This window comes from Thauera sp. WH-2, assembly GCF_048321015.1.
In the GTDB taxonomy this organism is placed as follows: Bacteria; Pseudomonadota; Gammaproteobacteria; order Burkholderiales; family Rhodocyclaceae; genus Thauera.
In genome coordinates this window covers 16639-32502 of sequence record NZ_JBLWFG010000001.1, presented here as the reverse complement: position 1 = coordinate 32502, position 15864 = coordinate 16639, and the positions used below count along the sequence as shown (strand labels likewise).

Sequence of the window (15864 nt, the reverse complement as noted above, 5' to 3'; positions counted from 1 at the left end):
CCGCCGAGCCGAGACGATGCTCGATGAGATCCCCGGCGTCGCTCAAGCAGGGACAACGCAGGGGCCACCCAAACGAGCGAACACCACCTTCACATCCCGCGGCGGCGCCCAGTAGGGCGCCGAGCTGACAATCAGGTCCACGCCTGCGGCCGCATATGCGCGCGCATTGCCCGCATCGACGCCACCGGTCGCGGCCAGCTTCACGCCGGGGCGGGCAACGTCCACGATGCGACGGCAGGCCGCGACACGCTCCGGCGCGAATTTCTCCAGTTGAAGCACGTCGGCTCCGGCCTGCGCCCAGCGCAGCGCCTCATCGACCTCTGCGACCTCGACAACAATCTTCTTCTCCGGCTCTGCCGCCTTCAGGCGAAGAATCGTCGTCGTCGGGTCCTCATCGAGGAACAACCGGTGTTCGTCGAACACGAGCAGAGTTTCCGACAGGCCCAGCCGGTGCAGTCGCGCACCGCCCGCCCGCACCGCCTTGGCCGAGAGTGCGCGGGTACCCGGCACGTTCTTGCGCGTACACGCAACCGGCACGCCACCCGCCGCGGCCACGATCGCCGCGGCAGCGCTGGCGATGCCGCCAGCCCACTCCATCAGGACCTGGACGCTCTTGTAAGTGCGGTGCAGTGCCGCCACCGGCCCCGTGGCCTCGAGCAGCACGGTGCCGGGCTCGACCAGGCTGCCGCTCGGGCACAGGACGGTGGGCGTTGCGCCAGCGAGCGTGAGCAGCCGAGCCCCCTCCTCGGCGCCACACACCGTCGCTGCGTGGCGCGCACGGAACACCACATGACCCTCGCCTCCAATCCCCAGCGCCTCCGTGGTCAGGTCGCCGTATGGGGCGTCCTCGGCCAGCAAGCGGGCCAGTTCGTGGTCGTGCAGACAACTCGTACCCTTCATGATCCTTCGGCTCCCAACTTCATGTGTTTGAGCAACCGGTGCCCCGCACGGCCATGCATCGGCCGCTGTAGATGAAACGCACATCGAAATCGCGGGCATGCCTTGCCGCGGTCGGACGCCCGCCGCTCATGTGGCCCACTCCGCCATGGGATGAGCGGTCCCGATCGGCTCCAGTCGCCCGTCCTGCAGGTTCAGCACGTGCTCCCCGAACACTGCAGCATCCTCCGGGTCGTGGGTGATCAGCACCATCGGCACCTGCAGGCGCAGCTGCAGTTCGTCCAGTTCATTGCGCATGGTCGCGCGCAGCATCGGATCGAGCGCCGAGAACGGCTCGTCGAGCAACAACGCGCGCGGGCGCGACACCAGCGCGCGCGCAAGCGCAGTGCGCTGACGCTGCCCGCCGGAGAGTTCGCAGGGGAACTGGTCCGCAAGCGCGCGCAAGCGGAAGGCGGCCAGCCAGTGCTCGACCGTCTCGTCGCGGTGGCGCGAACCCGGGTTGAACCAGCCGGGCGTGAGGGGAAAAGCAATGTTCTGGCGCACGGTGAGGTGTGGGAACAGCGCATAGTCCTGGAACACGTAGGCCACCTCGCGCGCCTGCGGCGGCAGGTGGATACCGGCCGCCGCATCGAACAGCACCTGGCCGTTGAGACGGATGTGGCCCGCATCCGGTCGCAGCAGGCCAGCGATCGCCTTCAAGGTCAGGCTTTTGCCCGAACCGGAGGGCCCGACGATGACGATGCGCTGGCTATTCGACTGCAGGCGCACGTGCAGCGAGAAGGTGCGCCTGCCCGCGTTCAGGGTCTTGCGGATGTCGAGATCAAGCTGCATGGGGACTCATCCCGCACGATTGGCGATACGGCCCGGGGCAAGCCGCCCGGCACCGAGCAGGACTGCGATGCACACCACCGAGGTGATCAGCACGAGGAGGTTGGCAGCGCCGTCCTGCCCGGCCTGCACCGCCTCGTACACCGCCACCGACAGGGTCTGCGTCTTGCCGGGAATGCTGCCGGCCACCATCAGCGTCGCGCCGAACTCGCCCAGCGCACGTGCGAAGGCGAGCAGCACGCCGGCGAGAATGCCGCGCCAGGCCAACGGCAGGGTGACGCGGAAGAACACCGCCGCCTCCGCGAGGCCGAGTACGCGCGCGGCCTGCTCCAGTTGGCCATCGACCGCCTCGAAGGCCGCACGTGCTGGCTTGAAGACGAGCGGAAAGGACACGACGGTCGCGGCGATCACCGCACCCTTCAAGGTGAAGATCAGGTTGATTCCGAAGGTCTCGTGCAGCCACGCACCCAGGGTGCCGTGGCGGCCGATGAGCACGAGCAGGTAGTAGCCCAGCACGGTGGGCGGCATCACCATTGGCAAGGTCAGCACGGTGTCGAGCAGGTCACGCCCGGGAAAACGGCCGCGTGCCAGCAGTAGACCAACCGCCACACCGAGCACCAGGTTGATCCCCGTCGCCCAGCCGGCCACCTGCAGGGAAAGGGCGAGCGCGGTCCATGCCGTATCCATCCTGCAGCCACGTCCCGGTCAGGGTTTCTGAAAGCCGTACTTGCTCAGCACAGCCTGCCCCGCGGGCGACAGCACGTGCGCAACGAAGCGATTCGCCTCTTCCGCATTGGTGCTGGCCGCGATGCGCGCAATCGGATAGCGGATCGCCACCTCGATCGGCACCTCGAAAGCGATCCGTACCTTGTCCCTCATCACCGCGGCATCGGTCGCATACACGAAGCCAGCGTCGACCTCTCCACGCGCGACGTAGTCCAGCGACTGACGGACGCTCTGTGTGCCAACCGCACGCGCCTCGATCACAGACCACAGACCCGCACCTTCCAGCGCACGCTTGGCATAGCGCCCAACCGGCACGCTTGCGGGATTACCGACGGCAACCCGGGCAACACCGGGTTGCCGCAGATCGCGCAGGTCCTCAAGAACAAGCGTGCTCTCGATGGGGACGATCACCACCAGCGTGTTGCGCACGAAGTCCTGTCGGGCCCCGGCAACCAGCAGGCCCTGCCGCTCCGCCTCGTCCATGGTTTCCTGATCCGCAGTAGCGAATACGTCAACCGGAGCCCCCTTCGCCATCTGCTGAAACAATGCGCCCGAGGCGCCAAAATTCAGCAGCACCTTGCTACCGGCATGCCGCGCCTCGTAGTCCTGGGCGATCTCCCTGAACGCATTGGTCAAACTTGCCGCAGCGGAAACGGTCAATTCGCCCGCATGTGCACACCCTGCCGCGGCAGCGAACACAATCGCCGCAAGCACTTCTTTCGTGATCCTGCGCAGCCCCATGGAGCCATCCTCGGAGTCGTTGAGGTTCGTAATATACAACCGTATATTACGAACCTCAACGACTCCCTCGGCTCCGGGGGCACGTTTCGCGCCGCAACGCGCGCCGCACCCGAATTCAGCCCGAACAGCGAGATCGCGACCGCCACCGCAAGCTCGAAGAAATTCGAGGTACCAATCAGGCGGCCGACGAACTCACCCACCGCGAGCGCCGAGCGCTGCTCCAGCACGCGCCGCGTCGCCATCCCGGCCAGCAGCGGCAACACGACACCCCGAGCGCAGCCATTGTGAAGGGCTTGATCAGCCAGTTCACCACCAGCGTGAGGATCAAGCCCTGTGGTTTCTTGCCCACGTCCTTCACTGCGTGCCAGTCGATCTGGATCATCATCGGATAGATCATCACCCAGATGAACACCGCGACCACGAGATTCACCCGGGCCCACTCGAGCCCGGCAATGAGCCCGAAGGCCTCGGGCGCGAGCAGCCCGAGGCCTACGCCCGCAAGGATGCCGAGGCCGACCCAGACCGTCAGGTAGCGTTCGAATACCCCCACCTCAGGCCCCCGTGTCGACCGGCTCCCGCCCGATGCGGTCGATCTCCTGGCTGATCGCAAGGCGGTCGAGCTTCTCCAGCGGCAGGCTCAGGAACAGGCGCAGGCGATTAACGAGCTGGTTCTGCACCAGGCTGAAGGCATCGAGTCGGCGCTGTTCGCTGCCCTCGACCTTCACGGGGTCGGCGAATCCCCAGTGCGCGGTCAGCGGCTGGCCCGGCCAGGTCGGGCAGACCTCACCGGCCGTCTGGTCGCACACGGTAAACACGAAGTCCATCTTCGGCGCATCAGGGCGAGCGAACTCTTCCCAGCTCTTGCTGCGCAGATGCCCGGTTTCATAACCCTGCGCCTGCAGGACCTGCAAAGTCAGCGGATGCACCGCGCCACTCGGCTGGCTCCCGGCACTGTAGGCCTTGAAGCGCCCCTTGCCGAGCTCATTGAGCACGACCTCCGCAATGATGCTGCGCGCAGAGTTGGCCGAGCACAGGAATAGCACGTTGTAAGTCTTGTCCGACATGGAAAACTCCGGTTTGGTCTGGGAAACATCGTTGCGACGCAGCGGGATGCCGCAGGCTTCTGGCAGACCCGTACAGCACTCTTCAGTAAGGTAGGCGATCAACGCACGCATCAGCGGCATGTTGGCGCGGTAACGCTGGTAACGCCCTTCCTGCTCGGACGAGACCAGCCCAGCCTGAGTCAAGGTCTTGAGATGAAAGGACATGTTGGTCGCGGGCAGATCGAGCGCGGCGGCAAGCTCACCGGCCACCATGCCTTGCGGGCCCATCCGCACCAAGAGCCGGAACACATCCAGTCGCACGCCCGAGGACAAGGCCTCGAAGACTGGAACGGCGGCGCTCTTTTCCATCGATCGTTCTCCTTGGGCCGACACTCAAGGCACCGTCCGGGTCAATGCAGGTCGTTCGAGCGGCAGCGCCAGCGTCACCAGCCAGCACAACACCAGCATCACCGCCGAGCCTACGAGCGCATACAGCAGTCCGCCCCACTGGTACAGCAGCCCCGACAGCAGGGTGCCGATGAAGCGACCGAGCGCGTTGGCGGCGTAATAGAAACCCACGTCCTCGGCCGCTTTCTCCGAGCCCGCATAAGCCAGCACGAGATACGAATGCACAGATGAATTGACCGCGAAGGCAAAGCCGAACAGTCCGAGGCCACCTACCACCACCCACTCCAGATTGGGCGCCTCCAGCCACACCGCCGCCGCGAGGGCGGAAGGAATCACGGCCAGCGCAGCAGACCAACGGCGTGCGGCCGGCACCTCGCGGCTCAAGCCGTCGGTGCTGCGCCGAACGATCTGCGGCGCCAGCGCCTGCACCAGGCCATAGGCGATCGTCCATACGGCGAGAAAGGTGCCGACCATGGTGAAGGTCCACCCCGCCGAATACAGGAACACCGGCACCCCGACCACGAACCACACGTCACGCGCACCGAAGAGCACCACGCGAGCGGCGGCCAGCACATTGATGCCGGGGCTCTTAGCGAACAGCTCTCGCACCGAACGCGAAGCCTTCTTCCTGCCCATCATCGGCGGCAGCGACAACAGCACACCCAACAGCACCACGGCCAGCAAGCCCGACATCGCCCACAGGGCACCCCGGAAGCCCAGTACCTCGAGCAACAAGCCGCCGAGGAAGAAGCCGATACCCTTCATCGCGTTCTTGCTGCCGGTGAACCACGCGACCCACCTGAAGAGCTGACCGGCGCCTTCGGCCTTCGCCTCCGCCTGGGTGATCTTGATGGCCGACTTGCTCGCCGTCTTGGTCAGGTCCTTGGCCACGCCGCAGACCCCCTGTGCCAGCACCACCCAGGCCACCGCCATCGCCGCTGTCCACCCCGGATCGAGCGCCGACAGGAGCACGAAGCCGGTGATCTGCGTGACCAGGCCGACCGCAAGCATGCGCGCAATACCAAAGTGCGTCGCCAGCCAGCCACCCACCAGATTCGCCAGCACGCCCGCCGCCTCGTACAGCAGAAACAGAAAGGCGAGCGTGAACGGCGAGTAGCCCAGGCGGTAGAAGTGCAACAGCACCAACATGCGCAGCGCACCATCGGTGAGCGTGAAGCCCCAGTAGGCAGCGGTGACGATGGCGTAATTGCGCACGGCGTGGTGCGGGCCTCCGCCGGGCCTCCCCAAGGGGGGATCAGCCCCCTCGGGGGGTAGCGAGCGCGTTGAGCGTGCAGGCCTGTTCATGATTCAGATGCCAACGGCTTCCATGTGGCAGGCGAGGTCAACCATGCGGCAGGCGTAGCCCATTTCGTTGTCGTACCAGGCATACACCTTCAGCAGCGTACCGTCGGTGACCAGCGTAGACAGCGCATCGACGATCGAACTGCGTGTATCACGGGCGTAATCAACGCTCACCAGCGGGCGCTCCTCATAACCGAGGATGCCGGCAAGCGGGCCTTCCGCGGCCGCCTTGAACAGCGCATTGACCTCCTCCGCCGTGGTCTCCCGCTGCAGCTCGAACACGCAGTCGGTCAGCGAGGCATTGAGCACCGGCGCCCGCACCGCATGGCCGTTGAGCTTTCCTTTCAACTCGGGATAGATCAGCGCAATCGCGGTGGCGCTGCCGGTCGTCGTGGGTGCAAGGCTCATCAGCGAGCTGCGCGCGCGACGCAGATCCTTGTGCGGCGCATCGACCACCAGGTTGGTATTGGTGGGGTCGTGGATGGTCGTGATCTGGCCGTGGCGGATACCGAGGCTCTCGTGCACCACCTTGACCACGGGGGCGAGACAGTTGGTCGTGCAGGAGGCCGCCGTCACAATACGGTCGCGCGCGGGATCGTAGGCCTCATGGTTGATGCCGACGACGATGTTCAGCACGCCGCCCGTCTTTACCGGCGCGGCGACGATCACCCGCTTGGCGCCGCGATCCAGATGGCCCTGCAGGGTTTCAGGCGTGATGAACTTGCCGGTGCATTCGAGTACGACGTCCACGCCCAGATCCCCCCAAGGGATGTCGGCTGGGGTGGCATGCGAGGAAAAGGAGAGCGTGCGGTCTTCGATGCGGATCGTATCTTCCCTCTCGGCACGGACGTCCGCACGCCACCTGCCCTGCACGCTGTCGAAGGCCAGCAGATGTGCGGTCGCTGCGGCGCCGCCCTTCAGTTCATTGAGGTGCACCACCTCCAGCCGGTTGCCCGCACGTGGATCGTCCGCCTGCCGTTCCGCCGCCCCCATCGCCGCGCGCAGCGCCAGACGACCGACGCGGCCCATGCCGTTGATACCCACTCTCATGTCACACTCCAATACAACGATATTTTTAGAAGTTTTGAAGTATAGATGAGCGAGTGCGACGCCAATATGAAGATCTCGTGACAGCACGAGGACTCCGCAGGAGCCACGCGCCACAGCCCCGCATACGCCAGCAGACGCGTTTCAGTTACGGCTCCGGCTGTCGGCGAGTGTCCCGCGGCGAGTCGACGACTGATACTGCCTCATGAAACGCCGGTCGATCCAGTCCTTCCATCGCCACGCAAGCCGGCCGCTCGCGGAGAATGCCGCCCAGGAGACGATCGCCTCCCGGGGCCCGGTGGCCAGCAGGTAGAGGCTGCGGCGTTGCGGCCGATAGGGCTCGAGGGGACGCCCCGCGAGCGCACGCTGCAGGTTCCCGGTCAGTACCGGTCCGGCGCGCACCGCGTAGACGCCCGACTTGGCATGGGGTGCATCGATGCGCGAGGCCACATCGCCCGCGGCGAACACGTTCGCGTGCGACACGCTCTGCTGGCCTTGCCCGACCGCGATGAAGCCATCCGGCGCGAGCGTCAGCCCCGATTGTGGGAGCCAGTCCGGTGGGCCCACACCCGTTGCCGCAATCACCCAGTCAGCGGCAAGCGGCACGCCCGCCTCAGTTTCCAGCGCGGATCCGTCGGCCCGCACCCGCTGCTCGACAAGCTCGACGCCTTGCCCTGCCAGTGCCGCGCGTGCCCGCCGGACAACGCCAGGCGCGTGCCCGGGCAACAGCCCACCCCCACACGCAAGCATCACGCGCGGCGCGGTGACGCCGGTTTCACGACGCAGCCGGTACGCGACCGCAAGTGCGAGTTCGACACCCGCCGCGCCGCCGCCGATTACCGCCACCCGCGCCTTGTCATCGCCGAGAAGCATTGGCAGCGCCTGCAAGGACGAGCCGTTTCATGCCTGCCCCGATGAGGCGAGCACCGGGCGCAGCGCCGGAATGCGTGCGGCCAGCCGCTCGAAATCCGCCGGGCGGTCGACATCCCACAACGGCGCTGTTTCGTGCCAGTCGAGGCCGACCGCGCGCAGGCGCAGGCGCGTCTGTGCCATGACACGATCCGTGCTCCAGTCGATGGCCTCGAACAGTCGCGGATCTGCTCGACGCAGCGCGATCAGCACGTAACCGCCATCCTCGGCCGGGACAAGCACCGCATCGTGGCGGTCGAGGGCATCGGCCACCTGCCGGATCAAGTCCGGCGTCAGCACCGGGCAGTCGGTGCCGATGACCAGCGTGCCGGCCGATGTGCGCGATGCGGCAACGGCGGCCTGCATGCGCGCGCCAAGGTCGCCCTGTGGCTGGGGCAGAAGGCGGAGGTCGCCGTACGCCCCGCAGCGCTGGAAGTCCGGATGCGTCTCGTCAGGGGCACACCACAGGCTGACCGGCCCAATGTCGGCGCTCACCGCGGTAGTCACCGCGCGCTGCAGCAGCCAGCCTTGCAGCGCCGCCGCGCCGGCCGCGCCGAGGTGTGGAATAAGCCGGGTCTTGCACAGGCCGGGCAGCGGCGCTTTGGCGAGGATCGCCAGCTCGATGCGCGTCGAGTTGTCGGCGTTCATCGGGGGGTGTATCCGTAGGCGCGCGCAAGCGCGTCCGGCGAGGCGCCGAGCCAGAAGCGCAGCCGCAACCACCACATGGTCAGCACCGTACGCGCCAGGCCATGACGCGCCCAGCGCCGGCCGGATGTCTCCACCCGCTGGCGCAGGCAGGCGGGACGCGAGATCGCACGCAGCCGCTGCGAGAGCACGATGTCCTCCATCAGCGCGATCTCTGGAAAGCCCCCCGCCGCCGAAAAGGCCTCGCGTGTGCAGAACATGGCCTGGTCTCCGGTCGCGATGCCGGTGATGCGCGAGCGCAGGTTCATCGCCCAGCCGACCACCGCTACGCCCGCGGGCCCATCCACGATCCGAACATCGAAGCGCCCCCACGCGGCACCGCTGGCGAGCGCCTGGCGCACGGCCGACATCGCAGCAGGGGGCAGCACGGTGTCGGCATGGAGAAAGAGCAGCGTGTTGCCGCGGGCGCAGACGGCACCGGCGTTCATCTGCCGCCCGCGGCCCCTGTCCGTGGTCACGACCCGATCCGCGAGGGGCTCCGCCAGTGAGACGGTGTCGTCCTGGCTGCCGCCGTCGACGACGATCAGCTCGACCCCCTGCCTGCGCAGCGGCTGCAGCGACTGAAGGCGCGCGACGATGCCGGCGGCCTCATCGAGCACTGGCATCACGATCGACAGCCCACCAACGAGATCTGCAGCCGTTGGCGAGGGCACGATGGCTTGCGCTCTCTTCATCAGCCCCCCCTGCGCCAGGTATGGAAGCGTTCCACCCATCGCAGCAGGCGCTCGGGCACGTGTGCCCGCTTCCAGTTGCCGGCGACGTACTTGTTGGCTTCGGCCAGGGTCGGATAGATGTGGATGGTGCCGAGGATGCGGTTCAGCCCAATGCCCTGCTTCACCGCCAGCACGTACTCGGCGATGAGGTCGCCCGCGTGCTCACCGACGATGGTCACGCCCAGGATGCGGTCCTTGCCCGGCACCGTCAGCACCTTGATGAAGCCGTGCGCCTCGCTGTCGGCGATGGCGCGGTCGAGGTCGTCGATGCCGAAGGTGGTGAGCTCATAGGCGATGCCCTGTTCGCGGGCCTCCTGCTCGTTGAGTCCGACCCGGGCAACCTCGGGCTCGATGAAGGTGGCCCACGGGATGACGCGGTAGTCCGCCCTGAAGGTCTTGATCGGGTCGAACAGGGCGTTGACCGCCGCATACCAGGCCTGATGCGCCGCGGTGTGGGTGAATTGGTAAGGCCCCGCCACGTCGCCCGCGGCGTAGATGTTCGGGTAGTTGGTCTGCAGCAGCGCGTTCGTCTCGATCGTGCGACAACAGCGCACGCCGAGTTCCTCCAGCCCGTAGCCCCTCAGGTTGGCGCTGCGCCCGAGGGCGATCAGCACGGTGTCGAAGGCAATGCGTACCTCCTCGCCCGCATGCTCGGCGATCAGGATCTTCTGCTCGCCCTCCTTCACGAAAGCCTTGGCCTGGTGCTGAAGGCGCAGGTCGATGCCCTCGTCGCGAAAGCGCTGCATCACAAGCTCGGACACGTCCGCGTCCTCGCGCGGCAGCAGGCGCGGCCCGCGCTCGACCTGAGTGACCTGGGCGCCGAAGCGGGCGAAGGCCTGGGCGAGCTCGCAGCCGATCGGTCCGCCGCCCAGCACCAGCAGTCGGCGCGGCAGCGTGCGCAGCGACCAGACGGTGTCGGAGGTCAGGTAATCGATGTCCTCGATGCCCGGCAGCGCGGGCACCGTCGGCCGCGCGCCGGTGGCGATGACGATGGCGCGCGTCGTGAGGCGCCGGCGCTCGCCGTCGGCGGTGTCGATCTCGACCTCCCACGGCGACACGATGCGCGCGGCGCCCTGCACCACCTCGACCCCCAGCCCGGCATAGCGCTCGGCCGAATCGTGCGGCTCGACCTGGGCGATGATGCGTTGCACGCGTTCCATGACCTCGGCGAAGTCGAAGCGCGCATCGGCCGCGGCGATGCCGAACTCGGAAGCGCGCGCGACGTGCGACAGGAACTTCGCCGAGCGGATCAGCGCCTTCGACGGCACGCAGCCGGTGTTGAGGCAGTCGCCGCCAAGCTTGTGGCGCTCGACCAGCGTCACCTTGGCCCTGACCGCCGCGGCGATGTAGGACGTGACCAGACCTGCGCTGCCACCGCCGATCACCACCAGGTTGCGGTCGAACCGCCTCGGCCGGGGCCAGCGCGCATTGACCCGGTTGCGGCGGATGCGTTCCACCACGCGCCGCGCAAGCAGCGGGAACACGCCGAGGATGGCGAACGAGCCGAGCAAGGCAGGCGACAGGATGCCGCCCAGACTGTCGATGCGTGCGAGCTGGGTGCCGGCATTCACATACGCCACGGTGCCCGCGAGCATGCCGAGCTGGCTCACCCAGAAGAAGGTCCAGGTGCGCATCGCCGTCAGGCCCAGCAGCAGATTGACCAGGAAGAAGGGAAACACCGGCACCAGGCGCAGCGTGAACAGGTAGAACGCACCCTCGCGCTGGATGCCCTCGTCGATGGCCGTCAGGCGCTGGCCGAAGCGCTGCCCGACCCAGTCACGCAGCAGGAAGCGCGCGATGAGAAAAGCCGCGGTGGCACCCAGGGTGGACGCGAAGGAGACGATCACGGTGCCCCACAGCACCCCGAACACGGCACCGCCGGCCAGCGTGAGCAAGGCCGCGCCGGGTACCGACAAGGCGGTGACGAGCACATAGATGACGAAGTAGAGGGCGACACTCGAGACCGGGTTGTGGTCACGATAATCCGCAATGGCGGCCTGGTGCGTCTTGAGCGTCTGCAGGTTGAGGTACTGGCCGAGATCGAACAGGAAGAAGCTGCCGATCGCGGCAGCGAGAACCATCAGCACGACGAGTTTGCGCGGATTCATCCGGATGCCTGCCGATTCGCTCAATGCTCGAGCGCGCCGCCGCAACTGCTCCCCTGCCCGGCGGTGCAGCCGTAGCAATGCTCGCCAACCCGGATTTCTCCGTCCTCCAGGCCATCGCCCAGAAGATCCGACAGATGCGTGACCTGTGGCCGGGCGCCGAGCGGCAGCCCGAGCATCTGGTTGAAGTCACAGTCGTGCACCTGCCCCTGCCAGCTGACCGACACCAGCGTGCGGCACATCACCCCGCCCAGGTTCTCCTGCCGGTGGGCGCCCTTGAGCAATGCCATGTAGTCCTCGAACTGCCCGCGCGAAACAAGCTGACTGCCGAAGCGCTGGATGGGCATGTTGGCCAGCGCGAAGAGCTGATTGAATACGATGCCGTAGCGCGCCGCCAACTCGCGCTTGTACGCCTGCTCCAGTCCCTGCTGGTCGGGCGGCAGGCTGGGGCCGAGCGGGTTGTAGACCAGGTTGAGCACAAGCCCTGAGTCCGCCTGGCCATAGCCGAGCGCATTGAGCCGGTGCAAACCCTCCATGCTTTGCCGGCCCACGCCCTCGCCCCGCTGGGCATCTACGTTGTCCTCCAGGTAGCACGGCAACGAGGCAATGACCTCGACCCGCTGCGCGGCCAGAAAATCGGCCAGTCCTTCATAGCCCGGCTCGCCCAGGATGGTGAGATTGCAGCGGTCGATGACATGAAGCCCCATCGCCCGAGCCTCGGCGACAAGCCGCCGGAAGTTGGGATTCATCTCCGGCGCGCCGCCGGTGAGGTCCAGCGTGCTCACCCGATGTCGGCGGGCGACCTCGAGCAACAGCGCCATCGTGTCCCAGCTCATTTCCTCGGTGCGGCGCGGGCTGGCTGCCACGTGGCAGTGCAGACAGGCCTGGTTGCAGCGATAGCCAAGGTTTGCCTGCAGCACTTCGAGACGGCCGCGCGTGAGCGCGGGGAAGTCGGTCTTGACCAACAGGGGGAAGGTGTCGCGCATTGCATTGCTCCGGGTCGGTTTGTTCCTTGGTCGGAGGCGCTGGCAAATCCTTACAACCAGACGCCTGAGGCTGGAGCTATGTCAGGAGTCACGCCGCCCCCTGGACGCCATCCGATCCTTGCCTGTTCCTGCTTGAGCAAACGAACCGGGCCTGTAGCAGCGCTACATACAGGACTGTCACGCGTTCGTCGCAATGTTCGCTTAGTTTTGCTGCATGGTCCCCTACCCAAACCGAGATCAGTTGGTCATCTTCGACGCCGACGGCACGACCATCGACGCCTTCCATGCGATCGAGCAGAGTTTTCTGCGCCATGGCATGGCCATCGGCGATCTCGAACGCTTCCAGCGACGGCGCAAGCTGTTCAAGTATCTGGGCGGGCTGCGCGAGTTCCCGAACAACCTGCGCCAGCAGTTCGGCAAGCAGAATCGGAAGCGCCTGCTGGAGACGCTGACCGACTTCTACCGCGACGAAGCCGTTCTTTACCCCGGCATCGCAGCCCTGCTGCAGACCCTGATCGCCACGCCGCACGTTCGCATCGGCATGGTGACGCGCAATGTGACGATCGACCCGGAACAGACGCTCCGGCGCTTGTTCGCACGCCACGCCATCGACATCGATGCGTTCGATCACTTCGCATCCGGAACCGGCTGCGCCAAACGCATGGCGTCCCGGAGGATTTCATCCATGCCTCACCAACCGAGTTCAGGGAGAAACTGCTGCACACGCTCGCACTGGAAGACCTTCTCCCTCCGATCGGGCTGGAGATGGAAACCCACCCCGATCCGGCCCCCGGCGACGCAGCAGGAAGAGGCACATGACGACGAAGATCGATCTGATCTATTTCAATGCCGGTGGCGGGCACCGCGCCTCGGCGCTGGCTCTGGAGGCGGCGCTGCACCGCCAGGCGCCCAGCTGGCAGGTACGCCTGGTGAACCTGTTCGAAGTGCTCGATCCGCAGGACAAGTTCCGGTCCATTACCGGCAGCGGCCCGGAAGACTGGTACAACAAGCGCCTCTCCCGCGGCTGGACGCTGGGGATGGCGCAGGAACTGAAGCTGCTGCAGGCGGCGATACGCTTCGCCCACCCCCTGCTGCTTCGGTCCCTGCAGCAGCACTGGCTGCGTACCGAGCCCGATCTGGTCGTTTCGCTCGTACCGAACTTCAACCGGGCGCTCCACGAAAGCCTTGCATCAAGCCTTCCGGGGGTGCCCTATGTCACGCTGCTGACCGATCTGGCCGATCTGCCGCCCAGCTTCTGGATCGAACCCGATCAGCTACAGCACTTCATCTGCGGTACGCCCCGGGCCGCCGAGCAGGCACGGATCCTCGGCCACGACACGAGGCGCATTCATCTCACCTCGGGGATGATCATCCGCCCGGAGTTCTATGCACCCGCCAAGGTCGACCGTGCGGAAGAACGCTTGCGCCTCGGTCTGGACCCCAGACGCCCTACCGGCCTGGTGCTTTTCGGCGGCCACGGCTCGAAGGCGATGCTCGGTATCGCGCAGCGCCTGGCAGCAACGACGCAGCTCATCCTGATTTGCGGCCATAACAGGGCGCTCGCCGCACGCCTGCGCCAGCTTCCCGTGATCGCACCAAGAAGGGTGGTCGAGTTCACCTCGGACATCCCCTACTACATGCAACTTGCCGACTTCTTCATCGGCAAGCCGGGGCCGGGCAGCATCAGCGAGGCCGTGCAGCAGGGCCTCCCGGTGATCGTCGTCGACAATGCATGGACCATGCCGCAGGAGCGCTACAACGCACAATGGGTGCGAGAGAACGGCGTGGGCATCGTCCACGGCAGCTTCCGCACCATCGAGCGCGCAGTAGCCCAACTTCTCAGTGGCATGGATGCATTCAAGGCCCGCGTCCGCCAGATGGAAAACCGGGCTTTGTTCGAGGTGCCGGAGATCCTCGACCGGATCCTGGTACAGGCGACGGAACACGTCGATCGGGGGATCGACACCGGCTTGCGCCACACTGCCTCCACCATCTGACCTGCCCGATCCCCACACTGCACACCTTTTCCGGGTCGTGCGTCGATCTCGTCGAGCGCCCGTACCAGACCGGCAGATACGTCGATACCGAAACGCACACCGGGTATCACCCACCCGACGCCATCGACTGCCCGCAACGCAAGCCTTCGAGGCAGGTGAGGATCTCCTGTGGGACGCTTTCGACGATCTTCGTTGCGCCCAGGTAGATCGTGCCCTCATTGCCATCGAGCGTGATCAGAGCCCCTTCGTGCAACAGCCGCCCAGCCAGTGTCAAGGTTCGCGCGACCGGGTCGATCGAGGTGCCATCGCTCGCGGCGACATGCCGCTGCGTCAATGCGGCAGCGTCGAGGCCGTGTGTCCGTCGGGCCGCCGTACCGGCGTCGATCACGCCCTCGTCCATCAGATCGAGCGCAATACGCGCTGCCGCGAGCGGCGTCCGCTTTCCGTTGCGCGTCTGCAGCAGATAGAGTTGCCCATGTTGCACGGTGAACTCGAAGTCCTGCATGTCCCCGAAGTTGCGTTCGAGCAAGCCCACAAGCTCAAGCAGCGCTTGCCAGACAGCCGGTGCGACCGAGGCAAGCTCATCGTGCCCGAGCGCGCTGCGTCGCCCGCTCACCACGTCCTCGCCCTGTGCATTGAACAGGAAATCGACCCATGGACGGCGCTCGCCACTACTCGGGTCACGCGTAAAGCCAACTCCAGCCCCGGAAACACCGCCGGCATTGCCGAACACCATACGCTGCACGATGACCGCCGTCCCCAGGTCATCGTCGATACCGTGCAGCCTGCGGTAGGTGACCGCCTTTTCACGCTGCCAGGAGGCCATCACGGCAGCGATTGCCTGCCTTAGCTGCTCGTGTGCATTCTGCGGAAAAGCTTCCCCGGCCTCGCGCTGGTAGGTTGCGAGGTGGCGTCGTGAAAGCTCGCGCAACGTGGCGAAATCGAGTTCCCGCTCGTCGAGCGCTCCCCGCAGCACCTCGAGATCTTCCTCGAAGTGTGCTGCATCGATCTCCGCCACGGTTTCACCATAACCGGCAATGAGTCGCCGGTAAGCGTCCCAGGCCAAACGCGGATGCCCGGTGATGCGCACGAACCCCGGCAGGGTTTCTTCCGTCAGGCCAACGTTGAGCAGTGTTTCCATCATGCCTGGCATCGACACTGGCGCTCCGGAGCGCACCGAAACCAGCAAGGGGTGACGTGGATCCCCCAGGCGCAGCCTGCAGGATCGCTCCAGCGTTTCCAGCGCCGGCAGCCAGTGATGGCTTCTGATGCCATTCGACTGCGCGCACCAGCCCGTCCCGATCACGAAGGCTGGCGGCACCGGCAAGCCCAGCGCAGCCATTCGCGCAAGATTCCAGGCCTTGGCACCAAGCACGCGCGCACTCCCATGGGCAGGCAGCGGCGCATCCCGTTCGATCGTCTGCACGACACACCTTTCGTCCGCCCGCATCGGCACT

General features: G+C 66.3%; 15 protein-coding genes and 2 pseudogenes. 1 reads left to right on the top strand and 16 read right to left on the bottom strand.

The window, feature by feature from the left end:
- Positions 1 to 42 precede the first annotated feature (42 nt).
- The 15 genes and pseudogenes from modD to ACNKW1_RS00100 all read right to left on the bottom strand — a co-directional run bounded on the left by modD (position 43) and on the right by ACNKW1_RS00100 (position 13041).
- Complete coding sequence (gene modD / locus ACNKW1_RS00170) at positions 43 to 900, bottom strand: ModD protein (RefSeq protein ID WP_418362596.1); 858 nt, start codon at positions 898 to 900, stop codon at positions 43 to 45.
- A gap of 126 nt (positions 901 to 1026) precedes the next feature.
- Positions 1027 to 1728 carry a sulfate/molybdate ABC transporter ATP-binding protein gene (locus ACNKW1_RS00165; protein ID WP_418362595.1) on the bottom strand — a complete coding sequence of 234 codons (702 nt, stop codon included), beginning with the start codon at positions 1726 to 1728 and terminating at the stop codon, positions 1027 to 1029.
- A 6-nt stretch (positions 1729 to 1734) separates the two neighbouring features.
- Positions 1735 to 2412, bottom strand: coding sequence for a molybdate ABC transporter permease subunit (modB, locus tag ACNKW1_RS00160; protein ID WP_418362594.1), 678 nt, complete (start codon positions 2410 to 2412; stop codon positions 1735 to 1737).
- Positions 2413 to 2430: 18 nt separating this feature from the next.
- Positions 2431 to 3192 (bottom strand): molybdate ABC transporter substrate-binding protein, encoded by a 762-nt coding sequence (gene modA, locus ACNKW1_RS00155; RefSeq protein ID WP_418362593.1) that lies wholly within the window; start codon positions 3190 to 3192, stop codon positions 2431 to 2433.
- A 101-nt stretch (positions 3193 to 3293) separates the two neighbouring features.
- A pseudogene (locus ACNKW1_RS00150) lies at positions 3294 to 3742 on the bottom strand (arsenic resistance protein); the annotation flags it as partial.
- Position 3743: 1 nt separating this feature from the next.
- Positions 3744 to 4256 (bottom strand): arsenate reductase ArsC, encoded by a 513-nt coding sequence (locus ACNKW1_RS00145; protein WP_418363336.1) that lies wholly within the window; start codon positions 4254 to 4256, stop codon positions 3744 to 3746.
- Between the two features lie 45 nt (positions 4257 to 4301).
- A pseudogene (locus tag ACNKW1_RS00140) lies at positions 4302 to 4604 on the bottom strand (ArsR/SmtB family transcription factor); the annotation flags it as partial.
- 24 nt (positions 4605 to 4628) lie between these two features.
- Positions 4629 to 5948 carry an organoarsenical effux MFS transporter ArsJ gene (gene arsJ / locus ACNKW1_RS00135; protein ID WP_418362592.1) on the bottom strand — a complete coding sequence of 440 codons (1320 nt, stop codon included), beginning with the start codon at positions 5946 to 5948 and terminating at the stop codon, positions 4629 to 4631.
- Between the two features lie 3 nt (positions 5949 to 5951).
- On the bottom strand, positions 5952 to 6995 hold the full coding sequence (locus ACNKW1_RS00130) for an ArsJ-associated glyceraldehyde-3-phosphate dehydrogenase (RefSeq protein WP_418362591.1): 1044 nt from the start codon (positions 6993 to 6995) through the stop codon (positions 5952 to 5954).
- A 141-nt stretch (positions 6996 to 7136) separates the two neighbouring features.
- Positions 7137 to 7865, bottom strand: coding sequence for an FAD-dependent oxidoreductase (locus tag ACNKW1_RS00125; protein ID WP_418362590.1), 729 nt, complete (start codon positions 7863 to 7865; stop codon positions 7137 to 7139).
- 27 nt (positions 7866 to 7892) lie between these two features.
- Positions 7893 to 8549, bottom strand: a complete 657-nt coding sequence (locus tag ACNKW1_RS00120; protein WP_418362589.1) for a TIGR04282 family arsenosugar biosynthesis glycosyltransferase — start codon at positions 8547 to 8549, stop codon at positions 7893 to 7895.
- Entirely contained in the window at positions 8546 to 9280 is a 735-nt protein-coding gene (locus ACNKW1_RS00115; protein ID WP_418362588.1) for a TIGR04283 family arsenosugar biosynthesis glycosyltransferase, read from the bottom strand. Before ACNKW1_RS00115 ends, ACNKW1_RS00120 begins: the two co-directional genes overlap by 4 nt.
- Positions 9280 to 11427: an FAD-dependent oxidoreductase gene (locus tag ACNKW1_RS00110; protein ID WP_418362587.1), complete on the bottom strand. Its 2148-nt coding sequence runs from the start codon at positions 11425 to 11427 to the stop codon at positions 9280 to 9282. The genes ACNKW1_RS00115 and ACNKW1_RS00110 overlap by 1 nt, the downstream gene beginning before the upstream one ends.
- A 20-nt stretch (positions 11428 to 11447) precedes the next feature.
- On the bottom strand, positions 11448 to 12410 hold the full coding sequence (arsS, locus tag ACNKW1_RS00105) for an arsenosugar biosynthesis radical SAM (seleno)protein ArsS (protein ID WP_418362586.1): 963 nt from the start codon (positions 12408 to 12410) through the stop codon (positions 11448 to 11450).
- Positions 12411 to 12498: 88 nt separating this feature from the next.
- Complete coding sequence (locus ACNKW1_RS00100; protein WP_418362585.1) at positions 12499 to 13041, bottom strand: hypothetical protein; 543 nt, start codon at positions 13039 to 13041, stop codon at positions 12499 to 12501.
- Positions 13042 to 13225: 184 nt separating this feature from the next.
- On the opposite strand from ACNKW1_RS00100, the gene ACNKW1_RS00095 reads away from it, so the two are divergent.
- A complete protein-coding gene (locus ACNKW1_RS00095) occupies positions 13226 to 14407 on the top strand; it encodes a glycosyltransferase (protein ID WP_418362584.1) in 1182 nt (393 codons plus the stop codon).
- 106 nt (positions 14408 to 14513) lie between these two features.
- Here ACNKW1_RS00095 and ACNKW1_RS00090 read toward each other — a convergent pair whose 3' ends face one another.
- The gene (locus tag ACNKW1_RS00090; RefSeq protein ID WP_418362583.1) at positions 14514 to 15833 is read right to left on the bottom strand and encodes a PEP/pyruvate-binding domain-containing protein; all 1320 of its coding nucleotides are present in this window, start codon (positions 15831 to 15833) and stop codon (positions 14514 to 14516) included.
- Positions 15834 to 15864 lie beyond the last annotated feature (31 nt).

Bases quoted from the DNA above. Each gene is read 5' to 3' on its own strand.
- ACNKW1_RS00110 (WP_418362587.1), bottom strand. From the start codon at position 11,427: ATGAATCCGCGCAAACTCGTCGTGCTGATGGTTCTCGCTGCCGCGATC.
- ACNKW1_RS00145 (WP_418363336.1), bottom strand. From the start codon at position 4,256: ATGTCGGACAAGACTTACAACGTGCTATTCCTGTGCTCGGCCAACTCT.
- modA (WP_418362593.1), bottom strand. From the start codon at position 3,192: ATGGGGCTGCGCAGGATCACGAAAGAAGTGCTTGCGGCGATTGTGTTC.
- arsS (WP_418362586.1), bottom strand. From the start codon at position 12,410: ATGCGCGACACCTTCCCCCTGTTGGTCAAGACCGACTTCCCCGCGCTC.
- ACNKW1_RS00120 (WP_418362589.1), bottom strand. From the start codon at position 8,549: ATGAACGCCGACAACTCGACGCGCATCGAGCTGGCGATCCTCGCCAAA.
- ACNKW1_RS00115 (WP_418362588.1), bottom strand. From the start codon at position 9,280: ATGAAGAGAGCGCAAGCCATCGTGCCCTCGCCAACGGCTGCAGATCTC.
- arsJ (WP_418362592.1), bottom strand. From the start codon at position 5,948: ATGAACAGGCCTGCACGCTCAACGCGCTCGCTACCCCCCGAGGGGGCT.
- modB (WP_418362594.1), bottom strand. From the start codon at position 2,412: ATGGATACGGCATGGACCGCGCTCGCCCTTTCCCTGCAGGTGGCCGGC.
- ACNKW1_RS00165 (WP_418362595.1), bottom strand. From the start codon at position 1,728: ATGCAGCTTGATCTCGACATCCGCAAGACCCTGAACGCGGGCAGGCGC.
- modD (WP_418362596.1), bottom strand. From the start codon at position 900: ATGAAGGGTACGAGTTGTCTGCACGACCACGAACTGGCCCGCTTGCTG.
- ACNKW1_RS00125 (WP_418362590.1), bottom strand. From the start codon at position 7,865: ATGCTTCTCGGCGATGACAAGGCGCGGGTGGCGGTAATCGGCGGCGGC.
- ACNKW1_RS00130 (WP_418362591.1), bottom strand. From the start codon at position 6,995: ATGAGAGTGGGTATCAACGGCATGGGCCGCGTCGGTCGTCTGGCGCTG.
- ACNKW1_RS00095 (WP_418362584.1), top strand. From the start codon at position 13,226: ATGACGACGAAGATCGATCTGATCTATTTCAATGCCGGTGGCGGGCAC.